13 protein-coding genes, 1 tRNA gene and 3 rRNA genes are annotated in these 22,868 nt (G+C 66.3%); 3 read left to right on the plus strand and 14 right to left on the minus strand.

What is annotated here, in order from left to right:
• Positions 1 to 3: 3 nt before the first annotated feature.
• Together HMPREF9058_RS11950 and rsmI are read right to left on the minus strand one after the other, a co-directional pair.
• Positions 4 to 606 carry an isochorismatase family protein gene (locus HMPREF9058_RS11950; RefSeq protein ID WP_009407490.1) on the minus strand — a complete coding sequence of 201 codons (603 nt, stop codon included), beginning with the start codon at positions 604 to 606 and terminating at the stop codon, positions 4 to 6.
• 44 nt (positions 607 to 650) lie between these two features.
• Positions 651 to 1,568, minus strand: a complete 918-nt coding sequence (rsmI, locus tag HMPREF9058_RS11955; RefSeq protein ID WP_009407701.1) for a 16S rRNA (cytidine(1402)-2'-O)-methyltransferase — start codon at positions 1,566 to 1,568, stop codon at positions 651 to 653.
• A 53-nt stretch (positions 1,569 to 1,621) separates the two neighbouring features.
• Here rsmI and HMPREF9058_RS11960 point away from each other — a divergent pair, with 53 nt between their 5' ends.
• Positions 1,622 to 3,988 carry a dolichyl-phosphate-mannose--protein mannosyltransferase gene (locus tag HMPREF9058_RS11960; protein WP_009407743.1) on the plus strand — a complete coding sequence of 789 codons (2,367 nt, stop codon included), beginning with the start codon at positions 1,622 to 1,624 and terminating at the stop codon, positions 3,986 to 3,988.
• Here the strand turns inward: HMPREF9058_RS11960 and HMPREF9058_RS11965 are convergent.
• A complete protein-coding gene (locus tag HMPREF9058_RS11965; protein WP_009407612.1) occupies positions 3,941 to 4,633 on the minus strand; it encodes an NAD(P)-dependent oxidoreductase in 693 nt (230 codons plus the stop codon). The two genes, HMPREF9058_RS11960 and HMPREF9058_RS11965, sit on opposite strands and share 48 nt — an antisense overlap.
• On the minus strand, positions 4,630 to 5,592 hold the full coding sequence (locus HMPREF9058_RS11970; protein WP_009407653.1) for an EamA family transporter: 963 nt from the start codon (positions 5,590 to 5,592) through the stop codon (positions 4,630 to 4,632). Before HMPREF9058_RS11970 ends, HMPREF9058_RS11965 begins: the two co-directional genes overlap by 4 nt.
• A gap of 78 nt (positions 5,593 to 5,670) precedes the next feature.
• Here HMPREF9058_RS11970 and HMPREF9058_RS11975 point away from each other — a divergent pair, with 78 nt between their 5' ends.
• Entirely contained in the window at positions 5,671 to 6,576 is a 906-nt protein-coding gene (locus HMPREF9058_RS11975) for a LysR family transcriptional regulator (RefSeq protein WP_009407570.1), read from the plus strand.
• A 218-nt stretch (positions 6,577 to 6,794) separates the two neighbouring features.
• Here the strand turns inward: HMPREF9058_RS11975 and rrf are convergent.
• From rrf to HMPREF9058_RS12005, 6 genes are all read right to left on the minus strand, one after another.
• Positions 6,795 to 6,912, minus strand: a 5S ribosomal RNA gene (gene rrf, locus HMPREF9058_RS11980).
• A 195-nt stretch (positions 6,913 to 7,107) separates the two neighbouring features.
• A 23S ribosomal RNA gene (locus HMPREF9058_RS11985) occupies positions 7,108 to 10,291 on the minus strand.
• Between the two features lie 426 nt (positions 10,292 to 10,717).
• Positions 10,718 to 12,261, minus strand: a 16S ribosomal RNA gene (locus HMPREF9058_RS11990).
• The 16S, 23S and 5S rRNA genes sit together here, the layout of an rRNA operon.
• A 594-nt stretch (positions 12,262 to 12,855) precedes the next feature.
• Positions 12,856 to 13,629: a polyphosphate--glucose phosphotransferase gene (ppgK, locus tag HMPREF9058_RS11995; RefSeq protein ID WP_009407482.1), complete on the minus strand. Its 774-nt coding sequence runs from the start codon at positions 13,627 to 13,629 to the stop codon at positions 12,856 to 12,858.
• 114 nt (positions 13,630 to 13,743) lie between these two features.
• Positions 13,744 to 15,738: an OPT family oligopeptide transporter gene (locus HMPREF9058_RS12000; RefSeq protein WP_009407753.1), complete on the minus strand. Its 1,995-nt coding sequence runs from the start codon at positions 15,736 to 15,738 to the stop codon at positions 13,744 to 13,746.
• 222 nt (positions 15,739 to 15,960) lie between these two features.
• A complete protein-coding gene (locus tag HMPREF9058_RS12005) occupies positions 15,961 to 17,190 on the minus strand; it encodes an MFS transporter (protein ID WP_009407720.1) in 1,230 nt (409 codons plus the stop codon).
• A 127-nt stretch (positions 17,191 to 17,317) separates the two neighbouring features.
• Between HMPREF9058_RS12005 and HMPREF9058_RS12010 the strand changes: the two genes are divergently transcribed.
• Positions 17,318 to 17,644: a helix-turn-helix transcriptional regulator gene (locus HMPREF9058_RS12010; RefSeq protein ID WP_009407650.1), complete on the plus strand. Its 327-nt coding sequence runs from the start codon at positions 17,318 to 17,320 to the stop codon at positions 17,642 to 17,644.
• 177 nt (positions 17,645 to 17,821) lie between these two features.
• Here HMPREF9058_RS12010 and HMPREF9058_RS12015 read toward each other — a convergent pair whose 3' ends face one another.
• The 4 genes from HMPREF9058_RS12015 to HMPREF9058_RS12030 all read right to left on the minus strand — a co-directional run bounded on the left by HMPREF9058_RS12015 (position 17,822) and on the right by HMPREF9058_RS12030 (position 22,755).
• On the minus strand, positions 17,822 to 19,363 hold the full coding sequence (locus HMPREF9058_RS12015; RefSeq protein WP_009407689.1) for a glycosyltransferase: 1,542 nt from the start codon (positions 19,361 to 19,363) through the stop codon (positions 17,822 to 17,824).
• Between the two features lie 55 nt (positions 19,364 to 19,418).
• A complete protein-coding gene (locus HMPREF9058_RS12020; RefSeq protein ID WP_009407691.1) occupies positions 19,419 to 20,684 on the minus strand; it encodes a polysaccharide deacetylase family protein in 1,266 nt (421 codons plus the stop codon).
• A 287-nt stretch (positions 20,685 to 20,971) separates the two neighbouring features.
• Positions 20,972 to 21,047: transfer RNA gene (locus HMPREF9058_RS12025), tRNA-Ala, on the minus strand.
• 109 nt (positions 21,048 to 21,156) lie between these two features.
• A complete protein-coding gene (locus tag HMPREF9058_RS12030; protein WP_254654155.1) occupies positions 21,157 to 22,755 on the minus strand; it encodes a hypothetical protein in 1,599 nt (532 codons plus the stop codon).
• Positions 22,756 to 22,868 lie beyond the last annotated feature (113 nt).

The raw sequence follows: 22,868 nt of genomic DNA on the forward strand, positions 1-22,868 counted from the left end.
CCTTCAGTGGGAGGGCACCAGCTCGATGCCGGCAGCACTCATGTCGGCGCGGGCGTCGCGCCCCAGCTCGGGGCTGACCGGTTCGGTCAGATCGGTCAGGACCCGCACCCGGTAGCCCTGCCGGACCGCGTCCAGGGCGGTGTCCTTGACGCAGTGGGACTCGGCCAGGCCGACGACGTCGACGGCCTCGATACCGGCGGCGCTGAGGATGTCGGCCAGGGTGCGCCCGTCCTCGTCAACGCCCTCGAAGCCGGAGTAGGCGGCGGCGTACTGGCCCTTCTTCACGGCGGCGTCGGCCTCCAGGCCGCTCAGGGCGGGGTGGAGCTGGGCCTCGGCGGAGTCGGCCACGCCGTGAACGGGCCAGGTGTCGATGAAGTCGGGTTCGCTGGAGAAGTGCTCACCGGGGTCGATGTGCCAGTCCTGGGTGGTGACCACCAGGTCATAGTCCCCCCGGTGGGAGGACAGGTGGGCGGCGATGCGCTCGGCGACGGCGTTACCGCCGGTCACCGGCAGGGCGCCTCCTTCGCAGAAGGTGGGCTGGACGTCGACGATGATGAGGGCCCGTCGAGCGGGGGCCTGGGAACCGGTGCGGTGCTCGGTGTTCATGACACGACCATAGCGGGATCGGCCCCGACAGGAGCCCGGTCGGCTCAGTCTGCGGTGTCACGCAGCGCCAGGGACGCGCGGTAGACCTCGTTGGGGCGCAGACCGGCCTCACCGGCCGCCTGGGCCGCGGCCGCCTTGAGGCGCATGCCGGCCTCGGCCAGCGCCAGGGCCTTGTGCGCGGCGGCCTCGGGGCTGGCGGCGACAGGCTCGGCTCCGGCGACCACGAGGACCACCTCCCCCAGGACGCCGTCGGCCGTGGCCCGGGCCAGCTCGGACAAGGGGGCCCGCAGCACCTGCTCATGGGTCTTGGTCAGCTCCCGGCACAGTGCCGCAGGACGTTCGGCGCCGAGAGCCTCGGCCATGGCGACCAGGGAGTCGTGGACGCGGCGGGGGGACTCCAGGAAGATCATGGTGCGCTCCTGGGTGGCCAGGGACTCCAGGGCCCGGCGCCGCTCCCCCGGCCTGCGCGGCAGGAATCCCTCGAAGCAGAAGCGGTCGGAGGCCAGTCCGGACAGGGCCAGGGCGGTCAGCACCGCAGAGGGGCCCGGTGCGACCGTGACGGGCACCTGCTCGCGCACCGCCGCCTGGACGAGCCGGTACCCGGGGTCGGAGACCGAGGGCATGCCGGCATCGGAGACGACCAGGACGCGCAGGCCGGCGCGGGCGGCCTCGAGCAGCTCGGCGGCGCGCTCGCGCTCGTTGTGCTCGTGGAAGGCGATGACGCGCCCTCGGGGCTCGATGTCGAGGCGCTGGGCCAGGGACCGCAGCCGGCGGGTGTCCTCGGCGGCGATGAGGTCGGCCTGCTCCAGGGCGCGACGCAGACGCAGTGAGGCGTCAGAGACATTGCCGATCGGGGTGGCAGCCAGGGTGATCGTCCCGCCGCGCAGGTCCGGGCTGTGGGCGGCGGGAGCATCGACGTTGTCGTCGGCGGCGGCAGGTGGGGGCGGGCTGCTCTCAGTCATAGGACACAGTATGTCGGTGCGCCCTCGATGTAGCCTCCGCCTACACTCGGGGTGTGACGACTCCGAGCGCGCTGTCTCCCGAACAGTCCCCCGAGCAGTCCCGCGACGGTTCCCCCGGCCCGGACGCGGAGCAGGAACGAGCACAGGAAGCCGCCCCGGCGCGGGACGAGGCCACGAGCCCCGCGCCGGTCGAGGTCGCCGTCGCCGAGCCGGTCATCGCCGAGCGCGACACCGAGCCCGCCGCCGAGCGCACCGAGGCCGAGCTGCGCACCATGCTCGGGCTGGGCCCGGTCGACCATGAGATGGTCATCGCCACGAGATTCGTCAACTCTTTCGTGAGCGGTAAGGAGGGCCCTCCTCGAGTCTCAAGGCTCCGCCGGTTGCTCACCTCCGTCATCACGAGGATCCTTGCCGGGTTGATACGCCTACCGGGGCTGTTTTGGGACATGCCCCTCGGCGTGAGGGCCCGCGGGTGGATCGTCACCGGCGTCGTCGGCGTCATCGCCGCCCTGCTGCGCCTCATCGGACTGAACCACCCCAAGACGCTCATGTTCGATGAGATCTACTACGTCAAGGACGCCTACTCCCTGTGGCACCTGGGCTATGAGGCCACTTGGAATGACAAGGCCGTCTCGATCGGCTCGACCGACCCGACCGTCACGACCGACACGGCCTTCGCCATGGGGGACTTCTCCAGGCTGACCGACACCGCCTCCTACGTCGTCCACCCCCAGCTGGGCAAGTGGCTCATCGGCGCCGGCATGGAGATCTTCGGGCCGGAGTCGCCCTTCGGTTGGCGGTTCATGCCGGCCGTCGCCGGGATCCTCACGGTGATACTGCTGGCGCGCCTGACGATGCGCCTGACGCGCTCACCGTTGCTGGCGGGCCTGGCCGGACTGCTCCTGGCGATCGACGGCGTGGCCTTGACCGAGTCCCGCATCGGGCTGCTGGACGTGTTCATCGGTTTCTTCGCCACCTTGTCCCTGTACTGCCTGGTCCGCGACCGGGAGTGGTCGCGGACGAGACTGGCCCGCAGGATGGCGGGGACCACGCCCGGGGCGCGCGCCCCGCACGCCACCATCCGTCCCTGGCTGCTGGCCGCGGGCATCGCACTGGGGCTGACCTGCTCCATCAAGTGGTCAGGGCTCTACCTCGTCGCGGTGTGCGGCATCGCCGTCGTCACCTGGGACACTCTGGCGCTACGGCGAGTGCGCGCACGGGCCTGGTTCCTGGAGGGGACGGTCGCCCAGGGCGTGAGCGACTTCCTGCAGGCGATTCCGGTGGTCATCGTGGTCTACGTCGGCTGCTGGTGGTCCTGGTTCACCCACCTGGGTGCCTTCAAGCACGGCTGGACGGCCGAGCAGATCAAGCAGGGGCTGCCGGTTCCCGCCCCCTGGCTGTCCGGTTACGTCGACAACTCGGTGTTCGAGAAGATCAACGACTTCATCGCCTACCACCAGCAGATGTACGAGTTCCACGTGGGCCTGGACGCCCCGCACACGTACCAGTCGAAGCCCTCGGGCTGGCTGCTGCAGACCCGCCCGACCTCCTTCTTCTGGGAGGACAAGGCTCAGGTGCCGCAGACCTGCGGGGGTGGGGACTGCATTCAGGCCATCACCTCGATCGGGAACATCGTCATCTGGTGGTCGGCCGTGGTGGCGCTGGTGGCCGTGGTCATCATCGGGGTCAAGAACCGCGACTGGCGGGCCTGGGTGCCGCTCATCGGCTACCTGGGCCTGTACGTGCCCTGGTTCCAGTACCGGGATCGCACCATCTTCACCTTCTACACGGTGGCCTTCGTGCCCTGCGTTGTGCTCGTCCTCGTGCTGGCGCTGGGCATGGCCTCCGGGCTGCTGCCACCGCTGCCGGGCTCGGCGAGCGCCGACACCCAGATGGAGGCTCTCCTCAGGCGGCAGATCGGCCCGGACATCCGGCCGTGGCGCGGCATGGGCGCCAGATTCCTGGGATTCGGTCCCCAGTTCGCGCGCACACCCGTGTGGACACCGCCGGTGGAGGAAACCGACCCCGGCATCTACCGCATCAACCCGGCTCTGGTCGACGTCGACGACGACCTCGAGCCCGGCGTCCCCTTCAGCGACCCGCGGACCGATGCGGCCCTGGCGCGCAGCTACGACGAGCTGACCGGCTACCCGGCCCCGTCGACGTCGTGGGACGCCACCAAGCCGGCGTGGTCCGACGGCGGAGTGCCACGGCTGGCCGGCCGCCGCAGCCCGTGGGCCTCCTTGGCGAAGTGGACGATGGCCCCCACGTGGCAGATCCGCACCGAGGGCATCGGCCTCATCATCGTGGTCACGCTCCTGGCCTGTGCGGCAACAGCCTTCTGGTGGCCGATCTGGACCGGGCAGACGGTCTCACGCTCCTTCTGGGTCTCCCACATGTTCCTGTCGTCCTGGATCTAAGTCCCCTGCCTCCGCGGCAATGACGGTGATGTGCTGCTCTCCGCCGGGGTGCTCCAGCTCGTCGACGACGGCGAGCGCCAGGTCCTCGGGGCTGATGCGGGACTGCCCGCGGGCGTCCCGCAGAAGCGTGGTGGTTCCGCGGCTGTAGGAGCCGGTGGCATCTCCTGGAGCGAAGATCGCCGGAGGGCTGAGATAGACCCAGCCCTTATAGCTGTGCGCCTGGCACGCCCGGAACTGATCGAGGCTTGCCTGGGCCACGTCTCTCCATGCCGGCGGCACAATGGTGGGGTCGTCAATGGCGAGGGTGCCGGGATTGCCGGGCGAGCTCAGCGGAGCTGCGCCCCCGATGATGAGCAGGGGCGTTCGGCCCCTGGAGGCGGCGTCCAGGACGGCCGTCGTCAGTTGAGCCAGGTCGCTCTCGTGACCGGCGGGCGGGCGCAGTGCGACCACAGCGGCGTCACTGTCTTTCAGGAGACCGGCCACGCCCTCAACGTCGGTGGCGTCCAGCAGGCGCGAGGTGAGGCGGGCACCAGCCCGATGGCGACGCCGTCGGGATACGGCGGTCACCTCGTGACCGCGGCTGAGCGCTTCGTTGACGACGGCGGTCCCGGCCATGCCGGTGGCACCAAGGACGGTGATTCTCATGAGGGGTCCTTTCGAGAGGAGGAGCGGGAGGAGTGCGGGGCGAGCTGTCCTGCGCTCATCGCAGTGAGAGCGAGCGCGAATCCCAGGAACTGGATGGATGTGAGTGCCTCGCCGGCGATGACGTGCCCGAGGAGCGCCGCGTTCAGAGGTGAGAGCAGGCCCAGCAGTGCCGTTGGCGTGACCGGCAGCCTGCGGATACCCTCGAACCACAGGACGTAGGCGGCCAGCCCTCCTACGAGCCCGAGCCAGGCGTATCCCGCCACAGCCGCCGTATGGATGCCGGTCGGAACGCCGTCGATGATGAGGGCGGGCACGATGAGCAGAAGGCCGCCTCCGGTGAGCTGCCATCCGGCCAGGGCAAGGGCGCTGACGCCGTCGGGCCTGCCCCACCGTTTGGTGAGCACGACTCCCAGGCCCATCGAGACGGCCCCGCCCAGGCCGGCTGCCACCCCGAGGGCGTCGAGCTGCGCCTGCGGTCCCAGGACGACGAGAGCGATGCCGACGACGCCGGCCACGCCCCATATCAGCCTCCGTGCCGATAGGCGCTCACCAAGGACGGTGACGGCGAGGCCTGCGACGATGATCGGTTGCGCAGCCCCAAGTGTCGCGGCCACACCTCCGGGCAGGCGCTGCGCGGCGACGAAGAGGAGGGGGAAGAAACAGGCCATGTTGAGGGCCCCGAGGACGATGCTCTTCCACCACCACGTTCCGCGTGGCAGCTGCCGGGAGGCGAGGAGGGCGAGGACGCCCGCAGGGAGTGTCCGCATCAGTGCCGCGAAGACCGGATGCCCCGGAGGAAGGGCGTGGGTGGTGACGATGTACGTCGTCCCCCACACAGCCGGTGCCAGGGATGTCAGAGCAATCCAGGCGATTCTCGATCGGCGGCCTGACGGACCGGCGCCGGGCGCGGCCGACCTGCAGTCGCTCGAGGCTTGGGAGGGCGCGACATGAGTCGTCATGCGTCCAGCCTGAGGTGCTCACATCGATTCGTCGATGACATAGATGAGACGGGAGCGATGCACACATAAGATTGATGGATGGAGTTGCAGCAGTTGAGGTACGCCGTGGCCATCGCCGAGGAACAGAGCTTCACGCGCGCGGCTGAGAGGTGCTTCGTGGTGCAGTCGGCCCTGAGCCGGCAGATCAAGTCCTTGGAGGGCGAACTCGGGGTGAGGCTGTTCGCGCGCACGAGCCGCAAGGTGGAGGCGACGCCCGCCGGCGAGGCGTTCGTGGAGCATGCCCGGTTGTGCCTCCGGGCAGCGGAGCGCGCGAAGGTTGCGGCGGCAGCTGCGCACGGAGACATCCGGGGGTCACTGACCATCGGGGTGATCCCGACCGTGACAGCAGTGGATGTTGCGGCGGTGCTGGGCGCATTCCGTCGCAGCTACCCCGAAGTGGGCGTGAACGTGCGCACTGGTGGCAGTGATGAGTTCCTGCGTCGTATTGCGGCTGGGGAGCTCGACGTGGGCTTCCTCGGCCTGGCGGAAGGCGTGACGCCGCAGGGCGTGCAGACGCGAGAGCTCTCACGGGAGCGCCTGGTGGCGGTGCTGGCGGAGGGGCACCGATTGGCGGGGCGCCGCCGACTCCGCCTGGAGGACCTGGCAGACGAGCCGTTCGTGGACTTTCCCGAGGGTTCGTCGGGACGCGAGCAGTCCGATCTGGCCTTTGACAGGGCTGGGCTCCGCCGTGAGGTGAGCTTCGAGGTGAACACGGCCGACCTACTCACCGGATTGGTGCGTCAGGGACTGGGGGCCGCTCTTGTCGCTCCCAGCGTGGCCCGAGAGGCGCCCGGCTGCGTGTGCATCCCCGTCAGCGACGGTCCGGTGCGGGTGGAGTACCTGGCGTGGGACTCATTCAACCCGAGCCCGGCTGCACAGGCCTTCGTTGACTCCATTCTCATGCCCCAGCCGAAGTCACCGTCACCCACCGCGGCGACGGCGTAGATACGGGGAGAGAAGCATGGCACCGTACGCAGCCACCAAGAAGAACGCTCAGAACAGTTACTCCTGCACCAACGATGGATCCCGCGGCAGGAGGGATGAGAGTCATCGTGATACGTGCACCTGCATCGCGGCGTGGGGTGGTGTTGAGCGCCCTATGAGTAAAAACCGAACTGGCCCGGAGCCGCTCGTGGCGGTTCCGGGCCAGCTGTGTGGTGTGTGCTCGGTGGTGTCCTACTCTCCCGCACCCTGGCGGGTGCAGTACCATCGGCGCTGTCAGGCTTAGCTTCCGGGTTCGGGATGGATACCGGGCGTTTCCCTGTCGCTGTGACCACCGAGACGACTACATGGGCAGTGCGTCAGTGTGTTCCTTGATTCTGTTATCGGGCCGCCTGCCGACCCGCACTCACGCATGCTTGCGCGTGAGTGCGTGTGGTTGGTGGTTGGGTTGGGTGTGGACCGTATAGTGGACGCTTCGCTTTACTGTGGTTGCTCACCCCCCGGGCTGCACGCGGTGTGCGTGTGTTGGGGGGTGTTGTTGTTTGTGTTGGCCTATTAGTACCAGTCAGCTCACAGACCGTTGCCGGTCTTCCACTTCTGGCCTATCAACCCAGTAGTCTGCTGGGGGCCTACCAGAACACCAAAGGTGTTCTGCGGAGACCTTATCTTGAAGATGGTTTCCCGCTTAGATGCTTTCAGCGGTTACCCTTCCCGAACGTAGCCAACCAGCCGTGCCCCGGGCGGGACAACTGGCACACCAGAGGTTCGTCCGTCCCGGTCCTCTCGTACTAGGGACAGGCCTTCTCAAGTCTCCTGCGCGCGCAGAGGATAGGGACCGAACTGTCTCACGACGTTCTAAACCCAGCTCGCGTACCGCTTTAATGGGCGAACAGCCCAACCCTTGGGACCTGCTCCAGCCCCAGGATGCGACGAGCCGACATCGAGGTGCCAAACCATGCCGTCGATATGGACTCTTGGGCAGGATCAGCCTGTTATCCCCGGGGTACCTTTTATCCGTTGAGCGACGACCCACCCACACGGGATCGCCGGATCACTAGTTCCTACTTTCGTACCTGCTCGACCCGTCGGTCTCACAGTCAAGCTCCCTTGTGCACTTGCACTCAACACCTGGTTGCCGACCAGGCTGAGGGAACCTTTGAGCGCCTCCGTTACACTTTAGGAGGCAACCGCCCCAGTTAAACTACCCACCAGGCACTGTCCCTAACCCGGATCACGGGCCCAGGTTCAGGCGCACGCCATAACCAGAGTGGTATTTCAAGGACGACTCCACCGCCACTGGCGTAACGGCTTCACAGTCTCCCACCTATCCTGCACAAGCTATAGCGGGCGCCAATACCAAGCTGTAGTAAAGGTCCCGGGGTCTTTCCGTCCTTCTGCGCGAAACGAGCATCTTTACTCGTACTGCAATTTCGCCGAGCTCATGGTTGAGACAGCGGGGAAGTCGTTACGCCATTCGTGCAGGTCGGAACTTACCCGACAAGGAATTTCGCTACCTTAGGATGGTTATAGTTACCACCGCCGTTTACTGGGGCTTAAATTCACCACTTCACCCGAGGGTTGATGGTTCCTCTTAACCTTCCAGCACCGGGCAGGCGTCAGTCCGTATACATCGCCTTACGGCTTCGCACGGACCTGTGTTTTTAGTAAACAGTCGCTTCCCCCTGGCCTCTGCGACCCTCCCCCCTAGCCCGCATGGGGCTTCAGGGATCAGGCCCCCCTTCTCCCGAAGTTACGGGGGCATTTTGCCGAGTTCCTTAACCATGATTCACTCGTGCGCCTAGGCATACTCTGCCCGACCACCTGTGTCGGTTTAGGGTACGGGCGGCTGGCACCATCGCGTCGAGGCTTTTCTCGGCACCCCAGGATCACCCTGTTATCCCCCACCAGTGTGAGGTCACCATCACGCCTCACCCCCGTCATCAAAGACAGTCCCCCGGATTTACCTGGGAAACGGGCTGCGCGCTTGAACGGACCAAGCCATCAGGTCCGCCGGGCTACCACTGTGCGTCACCCCTGTTAACACGCTTGCCTACCTGCACGGAGGATCCCCAGACCCCACCACCACAACCACACCACCCCCCGAAAGGAGTAGGCGCAGCTAACATGGTGGTTGGGCGTGGGTTAGCACCCGCGCGTCAGCATGGGCGGTGCTTCGCCGGTACGGGAATATCAACCCGTCATCCATCGACTACGCCTGTCGGCCTCGCCTTAGGTCCCGACTCACCCAGGGCGGACTAGCCTGGCCCTGGAACCCTTGGTCATTCGGCGCTAGGGCTTCTCACCCTAGTATCGCTACTCATGCCTGCATTCTCACTCCCGCACCGTCCACCAGCAGTCACCCACAGGCTTCCCCCGGTGCAGGACGCTCCCCTACCACCCACAACCCCTGCCACCACCCCGACAAAACGGGATGATGAAGGGAATGATGTCATGGGTCCGCGGCTTCGGCGGTGTGCTTGAGCCCCGCTACATTGTCGGCGCACGATCACTTGACCAGTGAGCTATTACGCACTCTTTCAAGGATGGCTGCTTCTAAGCCAACCTCCTGGTTGTCTGCGCGACCGCACATCCTTTCCCACTTAGCACACGCTTAGGGGCCTTAGCCGGCGATCTGGGCTGTTTCCCTCTCGACCACGGAGCTTATCCCCCGCGGTCTCACTGCCACGCTACAACCCGACGGCATTCGGAGTTTGGTTGACGTCAGTAACCCTGTGGGGCCCATCAGCCACCCAGTAGCTCTACCTCCGCCGGGCAACACGCGACGCTGCACCTAAATGCATTTCGGGGAGAACCAGCTATCACGGAGTTTGATTGGCCTTTCACCCCTACCCACAGCTCATCCCCCCAGTTTTCAACCTAGGTGGGTTCGGTCCTCCACACGCTCTTACACGTGCTTCAACCTGGCCATGGGTAGATCACCCCGCTTCGGGTCCAGAACGCGCCACTACAATCGCCCTATTCGGACTCGCTCTCGCTACGGCTACCCCACACGGGTTAACCTCGCGACACGCCACTGACTCGCAGGCTCATTCTTCAAAAGGCACGCCACCACCCCCACACACCAAAAGCGCATGAAGGCTCTGACGGCTTGTAAGCGCCCGGTTTCAGGTACTATTTCACTCCCCTCCCGGGGTACTTTTCACCATTCCCTCACGGTACTATCCACTATCGGTCATCAGGAGGTATTCAGGCAGCCAAGTGGTCTTGGCAGATTCACACAGGATTCCACGAGCCCCGTGCTACTCGGGCAACACTGTCCCAGACACGCACCAACCAGTTCCGCCTACGGGGGTATCACCCACTACGCCACGCCTTCCCAGACGATTCAGCTACCGGCCAGCACACGCGCCCCCTCTCCGGCAGAAGAGAAAACAGGACAGCCCCACAACCCCGCACACGCAACCCCTGCCGAGTATCACACGCACACGGTTTAACCATCATCCGCTTTCGCTCGCCACTACTCACGGAATATCTTCTCCTACGGGTACTGAGATGTTTCACTTCCCCGCGTCACCCCCCACACCCTATACAATTCAGATGCAGGTGACACGACATAACTCGTGCCGGGTCCCCCCATTCGGAAACCCTCGGATCACAGCCCGCCAGCCGGCTCCCCGAGGAATATCGCAGGCCACCACGTCCTTCATCGGCCCCTGATGCCAAGGCATCCACCGAACGCTCAAAAAAACAAACAACAAAGACACACGAACAAAACAAGAAACACTTTGTCGCAGAAATCTTACAGTAAGATGCTCGCGTCCACTATACAGTTCACAACCAACCCACCCACACCCACCCACAACCCCCAACAACAAATCAGGAGCCCAGACGGGTCAGGCAACCAGGGCGCACTGCCCCAGAACCCCGACAGCATGCCACCCCCACACACGCGAGGGCACCCACCACCAGCAGACCACCACGACCACAAGGCCGCAGCAGCCCACCACAGCGGGCGTGTTTCCTACACCAAACACACCAGGCAACCAACCACCCCGCACAACAGTGCACGACAGCACAGTCACCCAGCCTTCCGCGAGAGCAAGCACCCCGGCCGGCCCAGACCCACACGGCCCAGACAAACAGACAGCCAGGAAGCCACCCCCACACAAATACCTATCCTTAGAAAGGAGGTGATCCAGCCGCACCTTCCGGTACGGCTACCTTGTTACGACTTCGTCCCAATCACCAGCCCCACCTTCGACCGCTCCCCGTAGGGCCACGGGCTTCGGGTGTTGCCGACTTTCATGACGTGACGGGCGGTGTGTACAAGGCCCGAGAACGTATTCACCGCAGCGTTGCTGATCTGCGATTACTAGCGACTCCAACTTCACGGTGTCGAGTTGCAGACACCGATCCGAACTGAGACCGGCTTTAAGGGATTCGCTCCACCTCACGGTATCGCAGCCCTCTGTACCGGCCATTGTAGCATGCGTGAAGCCCAAGACATAAGGGGCATGATGATTTGACGTCATCCCCACCTTCCTCCGAGTTGACCCCGGCAGTCTCCCGCGAGTCCCCACCACAACGTGCTGGCAACACGGGACAAGGGTTGCGCTCGTTGCGGGACTTAACCCAACATCTCACGACACGAGCTGACGACAACCATGCACCACCTGTGAACCGGCCCCACAAGGAGGAAACCCCGTCTCCGGAGCCGACCGGCACATGTCAAGCCTTGGTAAGGTTCTTCGCGTTGCATCGAATTAATCCGCATGCTCCGCCGCTTGTGCGGGCCCCCGTCAATTCCTTTGAGTTTTAGCCTTGCGGCCGTACTCCCCAGGCGGGGCACTTAATGCGTTAGCTACGGCGCGGAAGACCCGGAAAAGGCCCCCCACACCTAGTGCCCAACGTTTACGGCGTGGACTACCAGGGTATCTAATCCTGTTCGCTCCCCACGCTTTCGCTCCTCAGCGTCAGTAACGGCCCAGAGACCCGCCTTCGCCACCGGTGTTCTTCCTGATATCTGCGCATTCCACCGCTACACCAGGAGTTCCAGTCTCCCCTACCGCACTCAAGCCGGCCCGTACCCACCGCAAGCCCCCAGTTAAGCCAGAGGATTTCACGACAGACGCGACCAGCCGCCTACGAGCTCTTTACGCCCAATAATTCCGGACAACGCTCGCGCCCTACGTATTACCGCGGCTGCTGGCACGTAGTTAGCCGGCGCTTCTTATCCAGCTACCGTCAACCCACCCACAAGGGACAGGCCTGCTTCACTGGCGAAAGAGGTTTACAACCCGAAGGCCTCCATCCCTCACGCGGCGTCGCTGCATCAGGCTTGCGCCCATTGTGCAATATTCCCCACTGCTGCCTCCCGTAGGAGTCTGGGCCGTGTCTCAGTCCCAGTGTGACCGTCCACCCTCTCAGGCCGGCTACCCGTCACCGCCTTGGTAGGCCATCACCCCACCAACAAGCTGATAGGCCGCGAGCCCATCCCCCACCGAAGCAATATCTTTCCCACACCCACCATGCAGCAGGCGCAGAATATCCCGTATTAGCCACACTTTCATGCGGTTATCCAGAAGAAGGGGGCAGGTTACTCACGTGTTACTCACCCGTTCGCCACTCATCCACACCCACCAAAAGGAAGGCGCTTCACCGTTCGACTTGCATGTGTTAAGCACGCCGCCAGCGTTCGTCCTGAGCCAGGATCAAACTCTCCAAACAAAACCAACAAAATCAAGCCCCAACCAACCACAAACACAGCCAGCCAGAACCCAAAGTCAGTACAACAGTCCAGAAAACCAGACCAGGCCCAACCCAACCCCAAACCAAGGAGCCAGGCAAACCAAAACAAAACAACCCCAAAAACCACACAAACACGCGCAGCCCCCAGGGCCATGGCATAAAAAACATGACACACTATCGAGTTCTCAAACAACACACCCACCGAGATTTAAGATCAGGAAGAGTTCCTTACTTGCCTCTCGAAGGCGACCGGGCTAGCATAAGCAGGTTGTCGTTCGGGAATCAAATTCGGATCGCGTGACCCTGATCTCTGAACTTTTCTGCTTCTTCCGTACCGGTAGGATTGCTCCTTCCGGTTCGGCGTTTCCGCCGCCCGGTACCGCCGTCGAACCGTGCGGTTGCGTCGGCAGCGAGGAGTACTATAGCCAGACCAGACGGCCTCCTGTCAAACGACTTTCGCGCGACCTGCATCACATCTATGTTCCCAGGGTGTCAGGTCTGTTCTCCCCGCTCCGACGCCTGGCTTCACCACTGCTCAGCTCGGCATTGCGGGGCGCCGAACCACGCGGCCCCTCAGGAGGCGCGGGCGCGGGAGGCCTGGTAGGCGGCGCCCACGATGCCGGCCGTGTTGAGCAGCTGAGCCGGGACGATCGGGGTCTTGAGGTCGAGCAGCGGCAGGTACTTCTCGTGCTTGCGGGAGACTCCACCACCGACGACGAACAAGTCCGGGGAGAAGAGCATCTCCACGTGGGAGTAGTAGCGCTGGAGACGCTTGGCCCACTTCTTCCAGGACAACTCCTGTACGGTGCGCTGTCCGGCGGAGGCCCGGCTCTCGGCGTCGTAGCCGTCAATCTCCAGGTGCCCGAGCTCGGTGTTGGGGACCAGGGTTCCGTCAACAATGACAGCCGAGCCGATCCCGGTGCCCAGGGTGGTGACGATGATGGTCCCGGGCACATCTTTAGCGGCACCGAAGGCGACCTCCGCCAGGCCTGCGGCGTCGGCATCGTTGAGTCCGGTCACCGGCCGGCCCAGATGCTCGTGCATGAGCTCGGTGAGGTTGACGCCCGTCCAGGACTTGTCGAGATTGGCGATGAAGGGGACGGTGCCGTGCACGATCGGAGCGGGCAGCGCCACGCCAACCGGAACGTCGTCGCCCACCTCGAGCTGTTCGAGGAGTTCGCGGCAGACCTCGGCAACAGCTGCGGGAGTGGACTCCTCAGGGGTGTCGATGCGGACGCGCTCACCAATGAACGTGCCCGTGGCCAGGTCGACCAGTGCGCTCTTGACGCCCGATCCGCCGATGTCGATCCCGCATGCCACGGAAACTGCTGGTGCTGTCGAAGTCATGAGGTCCTCCTGGTACTACGCGTCCTCGCGGCCGCTGCCCAGCCTAGTGCAGGGACGGCGACCGCGAGGACGGTCGGAGGAACCAATGGCGGCCACAGGCCGCAGCAGCAGTGCTCAGTCGCGAGTGCTCTCCTGGCGGGCGCCCCGGTAGAGGTACCACAGAGTGCCGACGAACAGCACCACGCCGACCCAGGGGGCGATGCCTGCGAAACCCTCGGGCATGATGGCCAGCGGGTCCGCCTTGCCGCCGAAGGCCACGACGATCCCGGCGTAGACCACCCCGGCGAGGCTCTCGCCGACGATGAGGCCGGTCGCCATGAGCGTGCCCATGCGCTTGGCCCGCTCCGGGTTGGTGGTGCGCTCGGCCCAACGGTCGTAGAGGTGACCGAGAGCGGCACCGATCGGGATCATGACGGTGACGGCCGTGGGCAGGTACATGCCCATGCCGACGGCGAGCGGCGGCAGGGAGTACTTGCTGGTGCGGCGCAGGATCTCGTCGATGGCGATGACGACGGCGCCGATGAGAGCGCCCAGCCCCAGCAGGCTCCAGTTGAGGTCCCCGCCGAGGACGCCCTGGACCAGGTGCTTGATGAGGTTCGCCTGGGGTGCGGCCAGAGCGTCGTCACCGGCGTCGGGTGCTCCGGCGAAGCCGAAGGCGCCCTGCATAAGGCTGAGCACCGGCGGGATGACGATGGCGCCGAAGACGACACCGATGACGAGGGCCACCTGCTGCTTCCACGGGGTGGAGTCGACGAGCTGGCCGGTCTTGAGGTCCTGGAGGTTGTCGTTCGAGATGGTGGCCACGCCGAAGACGACCGCGGTGACGAACAGGGTGTAGGCCACCAGGGTGCGGACGTCGTCGGGCGAGGAGGTGGTGGCGATGGTACGCACGAGCGCGGCCGCGGTGACCGCCACGAGGATGCCGACGCCGGAGATCGGCGAGTTGGACGAACCGATGAGGCCGGCCATGTAGCCGCACACCGAGGCGACGACCAGGCCGGTCAGCAGGATGAAGAGGATGGAGACGATGATGAGGCCCGTGGCGTGGTGAGCCATGGAGGTCCCATGCAGGAACAGCCACAGGAGCACACCGATGGGCAGCATGGAGCCGACGGTGACACCGATGACCGTCTTCATCGACAGGTCGCGCTCGGTCAGTGGGATCTCCTCACCGGCGTCGCGCTTGGCGCTGGAGGCCAGGGACTCGCGGATGCCGGTGACGATGGGGCCGAGGATCTTCAGGAAGGTCCAGATGGCGGCGATAGCGATGGCGCCGGCGCCGACGATCCGCACCTCGCTGGCGAAGGTGGCGCCCACGAAGTCGGCGAGGTCCTTGTCGGCGACCGCCGTGCCCCAGGTGCGCATCGGGAGCAGCACCCCGTAGGAGATGAGCAGGCCGACGATCATGGCGATGCCGACGCCGACGCCGACCAGGTGGCCCACGCCGGCCAGCGCCAGGGACAGGGAGGTGCCCATCATCGTGGCGCCGGCACCGACTCGGAAGACCCCGGAGATGTCGACGCTGATGGCCTTGAGGGCGTTGAGGAAGTACAGGGCCGCCGAGGCGATGGAGCCCCGCACGATGACACCCAGTCCACGGCTGGACTCCTCGGCCCCTTCGCTGGTGTCGCCCACGCGCAGGACCTCGGCGCCGGCCACGCCCTCGGGGTAGGGCAGGTCGGAGTTGGTCACGAGCGCGCGCCGCAGCGGGATGGAGTAGGTGACGCCGAGGATGCCGCCCAGGATAATGACCAGGACGGTCTGGAGGTAGGGGAATCCGGTCCACCAGCCCACGATGATGAGCCCGGGCAGCACGAAGATGATGGCGGACAGCGTCCCGGCCGCCGAGGCGATCGTCTGGACGATGTTGTTCTCCTGGATCGTGTGATCGGAGAAGCGGCGCAGGATCGCCATGGAGATGACGGCGGCCGGGATCGAGGTGGCGAAGGTGAGTCCCACCTTGAGGCCAAGGTAGACGTTCGCCGCGGTGAAGATGAGCGTGATGATGCCGCCGATGATGATGCCGCGAGCAGTCAGCTCCTTGACCGGGCCGGAGCCGGCACTGGACGGCTTCGCCGCAGTGGAGCCGCGTGAGGTTGTTGTGGACATGGTGAGATCTCTCGATGTCGGGATGATTCCGGGGCGAGAGTAGCACTGTGTCCGAAAACGATCGTTAACAGCCCATTCGATGCACAACGGATCAGGGCGGCCGTCGTCGTCCTCAACACTTCGACCGAATCTTCAGAATCGACGCGGCTCCGGGTCTTTTCTGAAGATTCGGTCGAAGTGTTAGTGGGGCACGGATCGAAGTGAGCGGCGGGCGCGGCCGGCTCACTCGGAAGCCAGGGCGCCGGCGATCCGGTACAGCGCAATCGCCAGGATGAATGCGAAGGCAGTCATGAGGCTGGGGCCCCAGAAGCCGGGGAGTCGGATGAGAAGGTCCCCGCCGACGGCGCCGGCAACCGTGGCGCCGAGGTACATCGCCGTGTTCGACAGTGAGGAGACGGTTCCTCGCGCCTGGCCGGCGTGGGCCTGCAGCTGCCCCATGAGAACCGGCAGGAGGAAGCCGGCGACCACCAGAGCCGCGGCGAAGGCGATGACGGCACCCCACATGGTGTGCGCAATGAGCGGCATCGCCGCGGCCAGGAGGTAGAAGGCGCCCTGGGCGAGAATGCCGGCCCACAGCGACCGCCGCTCACCGACCCTTGCAACGAGCCTCGGACCGAGGATCGACCCCAGCGCAGTTCCCAGTCCGATCATCATCATGGCCTTCCCGATAGCAGTCTGCGAGGCACCGAAGTCCTTGGCCAGCCAAGAGCCGATGAAGGAGAACGACGCGTAGTTACCGGTCTGGAACACGAGGTAGGCAAGGAGCGACCACCGCAGCACCCGAGAGCCGAGGACCTTTCGGTAGGAGCCGACGACGTCGATGGACTCCCCCACCGGCCGCACATGCGGGAACGCGAGGAAGAGAAGTCCCCACAGGACGACACTGACCGCCGCGACCACGAAAAACGGCAGCTGCCACCCTCTGACTGATAGGTAGGAGCCGATCGGCACGCCGGCCACCTGAGCAACCGCCAGCCCCGCAGTCGCGTAGCCCATGACCGTGATGATGGACGGCCGGGGCACCGTCATTGGGATGGAGGCCCAGATCTGGGAGCTGACGAAGGCGGCACTCACGCCAGCTAGGAAGCGGGCGGCGACCATGCTCCAGAAGCTCCAGGCCAGACCGCACGCGCAGGTGAGAACGGCGAAGGCCGCCAGGCCGGAGAGGATGACCCGACGTCGGTCGTGGCGGTCAGAGACGGGGCCAGCCACGAGGGCGAACAGCGCGTATCCCAAGGCGTAGGCGGAGACCAACCAGCCTGCGCGGGACAGAGGGACGTCGAGCTCACGCTGAAGCAGGGGCAGCAGGGGCGCGACGAGGAAAGTGTCGGTCCCGATGGCGAACATGGTGAAGAAGGACAGCCACCCCATGGTGGAGACGCGAGCACTCTTCGACGGCACCCTCTCGTCATCCGCGGACGCACGCGTTGAGACACGAGCTTCTTCAGTCATCTCAAACCTCCTTAGTTCGATGTTTGACGTACTAAGAATTATTCGGGACGCTATCGTTGACAACCCTGTTTCGGCGCGCGCCAGGACGGCGGTCGGGACAGACAGGACAGAAAGGCAGGGATGATCCGTGAAAGACAGGGAACTCTTCCACCCCGAGGCGGCCGACATCTCCTTGGACGCGATCCTGGGCGCCCTGTCAGACCCCATCCGCCGCGACGTCCTGCGCCGGATTGCCAGCGAAGGCGCCCTGTACTGCGGTGACCTGAGCTACGACGTCGTCAAGTCCACGATGTCGCACCACTTCCGGGTGCTGCGCGAGTCTGGGCTCATGCACACCGAACGAGAGGGCAAGCACCGGCGCATCACCCGGCGCGACGACGTCATCGAGCAACGCTTTCCGGGACTGCTGGCCGCCGTCGGCCTGCCCGCGGGCAAGGGACAGTGGCCGGACTGACGACCGCCTGGGCGAGCACTCTCACGGCGCCAGGACAAGCCGCCGTCGTCGCCCTCAACACTTCGACCGAATCTTCAGAATCGACGCGGCTCCGGGTCTTTTCTGAAGATTCGGTCGAAGTGTTAGTGGGGCACGGGTCGAAGTCAGAGTCAGACGTGAACGGCGGGCGCGGCGGCCTCACTGCGAGGTCACCTCGACCTGCTGGCGGGTGTTCCACCCCATCTTGGCGCTGGTGACCATCCCCCAGACCCGCAGGGGACGCAGAATCAGCGCGGACCACAGCGTCGCCACCGGGGACAGGAGGAGGCTGGCGTACCTCTGGGGGCCGGTGGTGTCCGAGCGCCACACGGAGATGTACCGCGAGCCCTGTGCCAGCCCGATCGCCAGAGGCACCAGCACCACCGTCGGCGGCACACCCCCGCCCAGGACGAGCGGACGCCACAGCAACAGGTAGACGAAGACCGAGATCACCAGCCAGATCTGCATCCACCCGGTGGCCTGGCGCCACCAGCCCCACGAGAGGACCGGCAGGAAGCGGATGCGCCAGAACCCGCGGATGAAGGAGCCGCGGAACCAGCGCTCCTGCTGGCGGTAGTGGTGGCTCCAGCGGTCGGGCATCCAGGCGAAGGCGAAGGCCGAGGGCTGCTGGACGGTCCTGCCGTGCAGCAGGGCGAAGAGGGTCAGCAAGGAGTCGTCGGAGAACTCCACATGCCGCCCCAGGTAACTCTCGTTCAGGTAGGTATCGATGTTCTCGGCCAGGATGGAGCACCGGTAGGCGGCCAGGCCGCCGGAGTTGACCATGACCGAGCCGAGCTGCGACATGAAGGAGCGGTCGATGAGCTGCTGGCCGACGAAGATCACGTCGGTAACCCGGGCGAGCAGGTTCTCCCGGTTGTTGATCGCCAGGATGACACCGGCGACCGACATGACCCGGGGGTCGCTGAAGGGCTGGACGATCTCATGGAGGGCCTCGGCGTCGAGCATGGAGTCGGAGTCGACGGTCACGAACAGGTCGGCGTCACGGATCTTCCTGAAACCGTGCACCTGCGCGTGGCGCTTGCCCTCATTGGGGGTGCGCTGCCAGCTGGCGTAGATGCCGGCCAGCGCCGCCTGCCGGATGAACCAGTCCCGCTCTGCCACATAGGCGCCCTGGGTGGAGCCGTCGTCGACGACGTGGATCTCGGCCGGCGGCGAGCTCTGGTGCAGCAGGGCGGAGAGCATCCGCACCACGACGTCGGGATCCTCGTTGTAGAGCGGCACGAGCACGGCGACCCGATGCGTCTCGCCGCGGCCGATGACGCGCCCCTCGAAACCGGCCACCACGAGCTGCACGGCCACGATCACGAAGAGGACATCGAAGGTCCACACGATCCACGCGTCCAGGACATGGTGCCGGCTGACCAGCACCCGCCAGCACATCCACCCCACCACACCGAGGGCCACGACGACGGCGGGCAGGGGCCCACCGGCCCGCATGAGTGCTCGGGGCAGCCCGGTGGCGTCGGCCGATCGCTGAGCCTCATCCGGCGTTGTCACCGGGGTGCGCACGGTGACCACCCCACCGCGCCCTGCGCCCCGCTTCTCGCCGTATCCCTCTCTGTGGACCGCCCGGACCACCCGGAGCCGTGTCCTGCGCTTGAACAGCAGCTTGACCGCGAAGCAGGCCAACAGGATGACCAGGCAGACGAGCAGCACGAGCAGGCCGAAGGACCAGGTCATAGCGTCAGTCTTTCCGTGTCGGGGTGCCGGTTCCGCTCCAGGAGGCGACGGCGCCTCAGGCCAGGGCGGGCGACTGGCTGCGCATGACCTCCGGAACCGTTTTGACGGGCAGGCCGGAGTCCGCCACTCGCCTCATGAAGCGCTCGAAGCTGTCCGCCCTGATCGACTCGGGGGCGCCGTCGGTCTGCTCGTCGATGCGGTGGAAGACCATGTGGGTCCAGCAGCGGTGCTCCCGGCAGCGGGCCAGCGCCTTCTCAACCTGGGACTCGGTGGTGTAGGAGCCGCAGTAGAAGACGCGCAGCCGGAACGGGTCCCCCGGCGCGAGGGTCTCCGGGGCGTTCTCGATGGTGCGCATCGAGGTGAAGTAGTCCTGGGAGGTGCGCAGCACGAGGTCGTTGTACCGCCCCATGGGCAGCGCGAAGTGGGCGGCGCCCTCGGGGTAGCCGTGCTCGAGGAGGAAGGATCTGATCGTCTCGAACTCCTGGCGCACCCCCGCCTCGTCGAGGGTGGTGAGGTCGGTGGAGGCGTGAGCGGCGATGTCCCAGCCGTGACGCTCGCGCATCTCGGCGAGCTGGGCGGTGCTCATGCGGCCGGGCAGTCCGACCTTGTCAGCGATGACGTAAGAGGTCGCCGCACCGATGCCGCAGTCCTGCAGAATCGCCCGGGCCGTCTTGTAGTCGCTGTCGTAGCCGTCGTCGAAGGAGATGGAGACGATGCCACTGGCGGCCGAGGTCAGGGTGGCCAGGTATCCGAGCCACAGGCGACTCGGCGCCGAGTCGGAGGCGGATACCACTTTCAGGCGCACCCGCGTCACCCGGTCCAGCCGAGGATGGCCGACGACGGAGCGCTCGGCAGCCCGGTTGACGGTCACCCGGCACCAGGTACCGGTGCGCAGCGTGCGCATGTCGGGAGCCACGTCCAGGCGCAGGCAGTCCTCCCCTTCCCCTCCGAGCTCGAGCTGGATGCTCTCGATCTGACGGTAGTCCTCGGCGCGCAGCCACAGGTCCCATTGGCAGTCGGTCATGTCGATGCCCGACAGGGCCAGATCCGCGCTGGTGGGACGGCGGGAGTCACCGGTGGTGGCGATCTCAAGCGACTGGTTGCCATGGGAGTGGGTGGAGGTGTCGGGACGGATGGAGCCATCCCGGGAGGAGAGGACCCAGGCGCGCGGGTCCTGCATATCCGACAGCACCTGCGAGGGCGCCGCGGGAGGGCCGGCAGCAGGGGCCGGGGAGGCGTGAGCCGCCGTCTGCAGCTCAGGTAGAAGAGTGCTCGAGGCGGCCAGGGCGAGACCGCCCATGAGAAAGCTGCGACGCCTCATCCGTTCATGTTGCGGCAAGGTTCTTCTCCAGTTAACAGTCCACTCGGTTGGTTTCCTGTCCAGGATACGCACGAGATCGCCGCCACCGCAGACAAAAGTCGAGGACACCCGCCCGCAACGGCCTGCCACATCGTGCTACCAGCCCACCACATCCCCGCAATTCCGCGCACCTCCGCCACCTGACACCTGACGTCCGTGACAGAGATCACTTTCGCACCGCCTTCGCCCACGTCAGCCACGACAAAAGGTCTGCCCCGCCAGCTTCCTGGCGGGGCAGACCTTGGAGGTGGTGGAGCTAGGGGGATTCGAACCCCCGACCTTCTCATTGCGAACGAGACGCGCTACCAACTGCGCCATAGCCCCAAGTGCGGACCGATCCTAGCATCGCCGCCGGGAGTCCTGGCAAGTTCGGTGGCGGTGAGCCCGCCCACCGCACCCGGGTCGCCCGGCGACGTGCCGCGGGAGCCCGGCGCTACTCGCCGGCTGCGCGCCGCCCCTCGAGGATGGCATCGAGGTCGATGGGATGGAAGAGCTCCTCCTCATCCTCCACGGGAGCCGGGATGTAGGCGCGGGCCGACTGCGGGCGCGCGGGCACCGGTGCGGAGGTGCCCGGGTCGACCACCGGGTCGGCGTAGGAGCGCCGGGGCGCGCGGGCCGCCAGCGTGTAGGTCGGGGCGGGGACGTGGACCGGTCGCCAGCCCTGGGGCGGCGTCGACGTCGTCGCCTCCTCCTTGACGACTCCCTCCGCCGCAGCCGGGGCAGCGGCAGGGGCCTGTGGGCGGACAACCGGGCGGGCCGGCTCGGAGGCAGTCTGGGGGGTGGGCTGGGCGGAGGCCGTGGCGGTGCGCCGGGCCGACTCGGCGGCGACCTGCGGGGAGGGGGCCGCAGCGGCGCGCTCCTGAGCCTCCTGCTCAATGGCGGTCGCCTCGGCGAAGAGCTTGCCCCAACCGGGCAGGCCGCGGGAGGCCGAGGCAGGCAGGGAGGCGACGAAGTCCTTGGTGCGCGGCGAGCTCTCCTCGTCGCCGTCGCGGGAGACCGCCTCGCGCACACCCATGTCCCGGGTGACCCTGCCGGCGTGGCGGGAGGGTACGTAGACCGAGGCGCGGCGGGCCGCCTCGCGCTCGGCGGCCACTGCTGCAGCGGTCTCGTCATCGAGGTCGGCGTCGAGCTCGGCCAGGCGCTCCTCCTCGGAGTCGACGGCTCGGGAGGGACGGACGGCAGCGGTGCCGGTTGCCTCGGCGGGGCTACCGGCGACGGTCTCAGCGGACACCGCGGACTCGGCGGACGCAGAGCGCGCGGCCGACCGCTGGGCGCCCTCGCGGGCGAGGCGCTCGATGAAGGAGTCCTGCGCGCCTGAGTCGCCGGCGGCCTCGACAGACTCGGCCGACACCGCGGACACGGCCGGCGACGCCGCACTGGCGCTGACAGCACTGACCGCACCGCTGGAGGCGCTGCGAGGGCCGTCGACGACGGAGCGGGGCGCGGCCACGACCGAGGCCGAGGAGCGCCGGCCGGTCAGGGTCACCAGGGTCTGCTCGAGCTCGGCGATGCGGCGGCGCTCACGGCGGTCCGCCGCGGCCGAGGCCAGAGCGGCGCGACGCCCGGCCACCATCGAGGCTCCCAGCAGGGCGGAGGGCAGCAGGGCGGGCCACCACGGCAGCGCGGTCACCAGGCCCAGCACCCAGGCGCCGAGCGAGACTCCGAGCAGGACGCTGGCGACGATCCCGCGGTGCGAGGCGGCGACCCGACGGCGCTCACGCCCCTGGGCGTGAACCTGGCGGGCACGGTCGAGCTCACGCTCGGTACGCAGGGCGCGCACATTCCTCACGGCGGGCCTGTTCATCACCCTCACCTCCGGTCGACGTCGAAAGATCTCCGCATGCCCACTGTTCGCGCAGGTGTCGTCGCGTTCGACGGCGGCCGCACCCGTGGCCAGGACCCGCAGCTCAGCCGAGTAGCGGTCCTGGACGTTGGAGCGGCGAGCCATCTCGCGGCGCCCCACTAAAAGCGGAAGGAGGTACACGGAGAGAACCGTGATGAGGGCGATGACTGCCCAGATCTCGATTCCCACACCGCAACCGTAAGTGCGCCCACCCTCGTCCCCTCGCAGGAACACTCCGACTTTCCTTCGAAATACCTGGGATTCACGATGTCACAGCGTCAGCATGACACCTCTGTCACCAC

The organism is Actinomyces sp. oral taxon 175 str. F0384 (assembly GCF_000223355.1).
Taxonomy (GTDB): domain Bacteria; phylum Actinomycetota; class Actinomycetes; order Actinomycetales; family Actinomycetaceae; genus Actinomyces; species Actinomyces oris.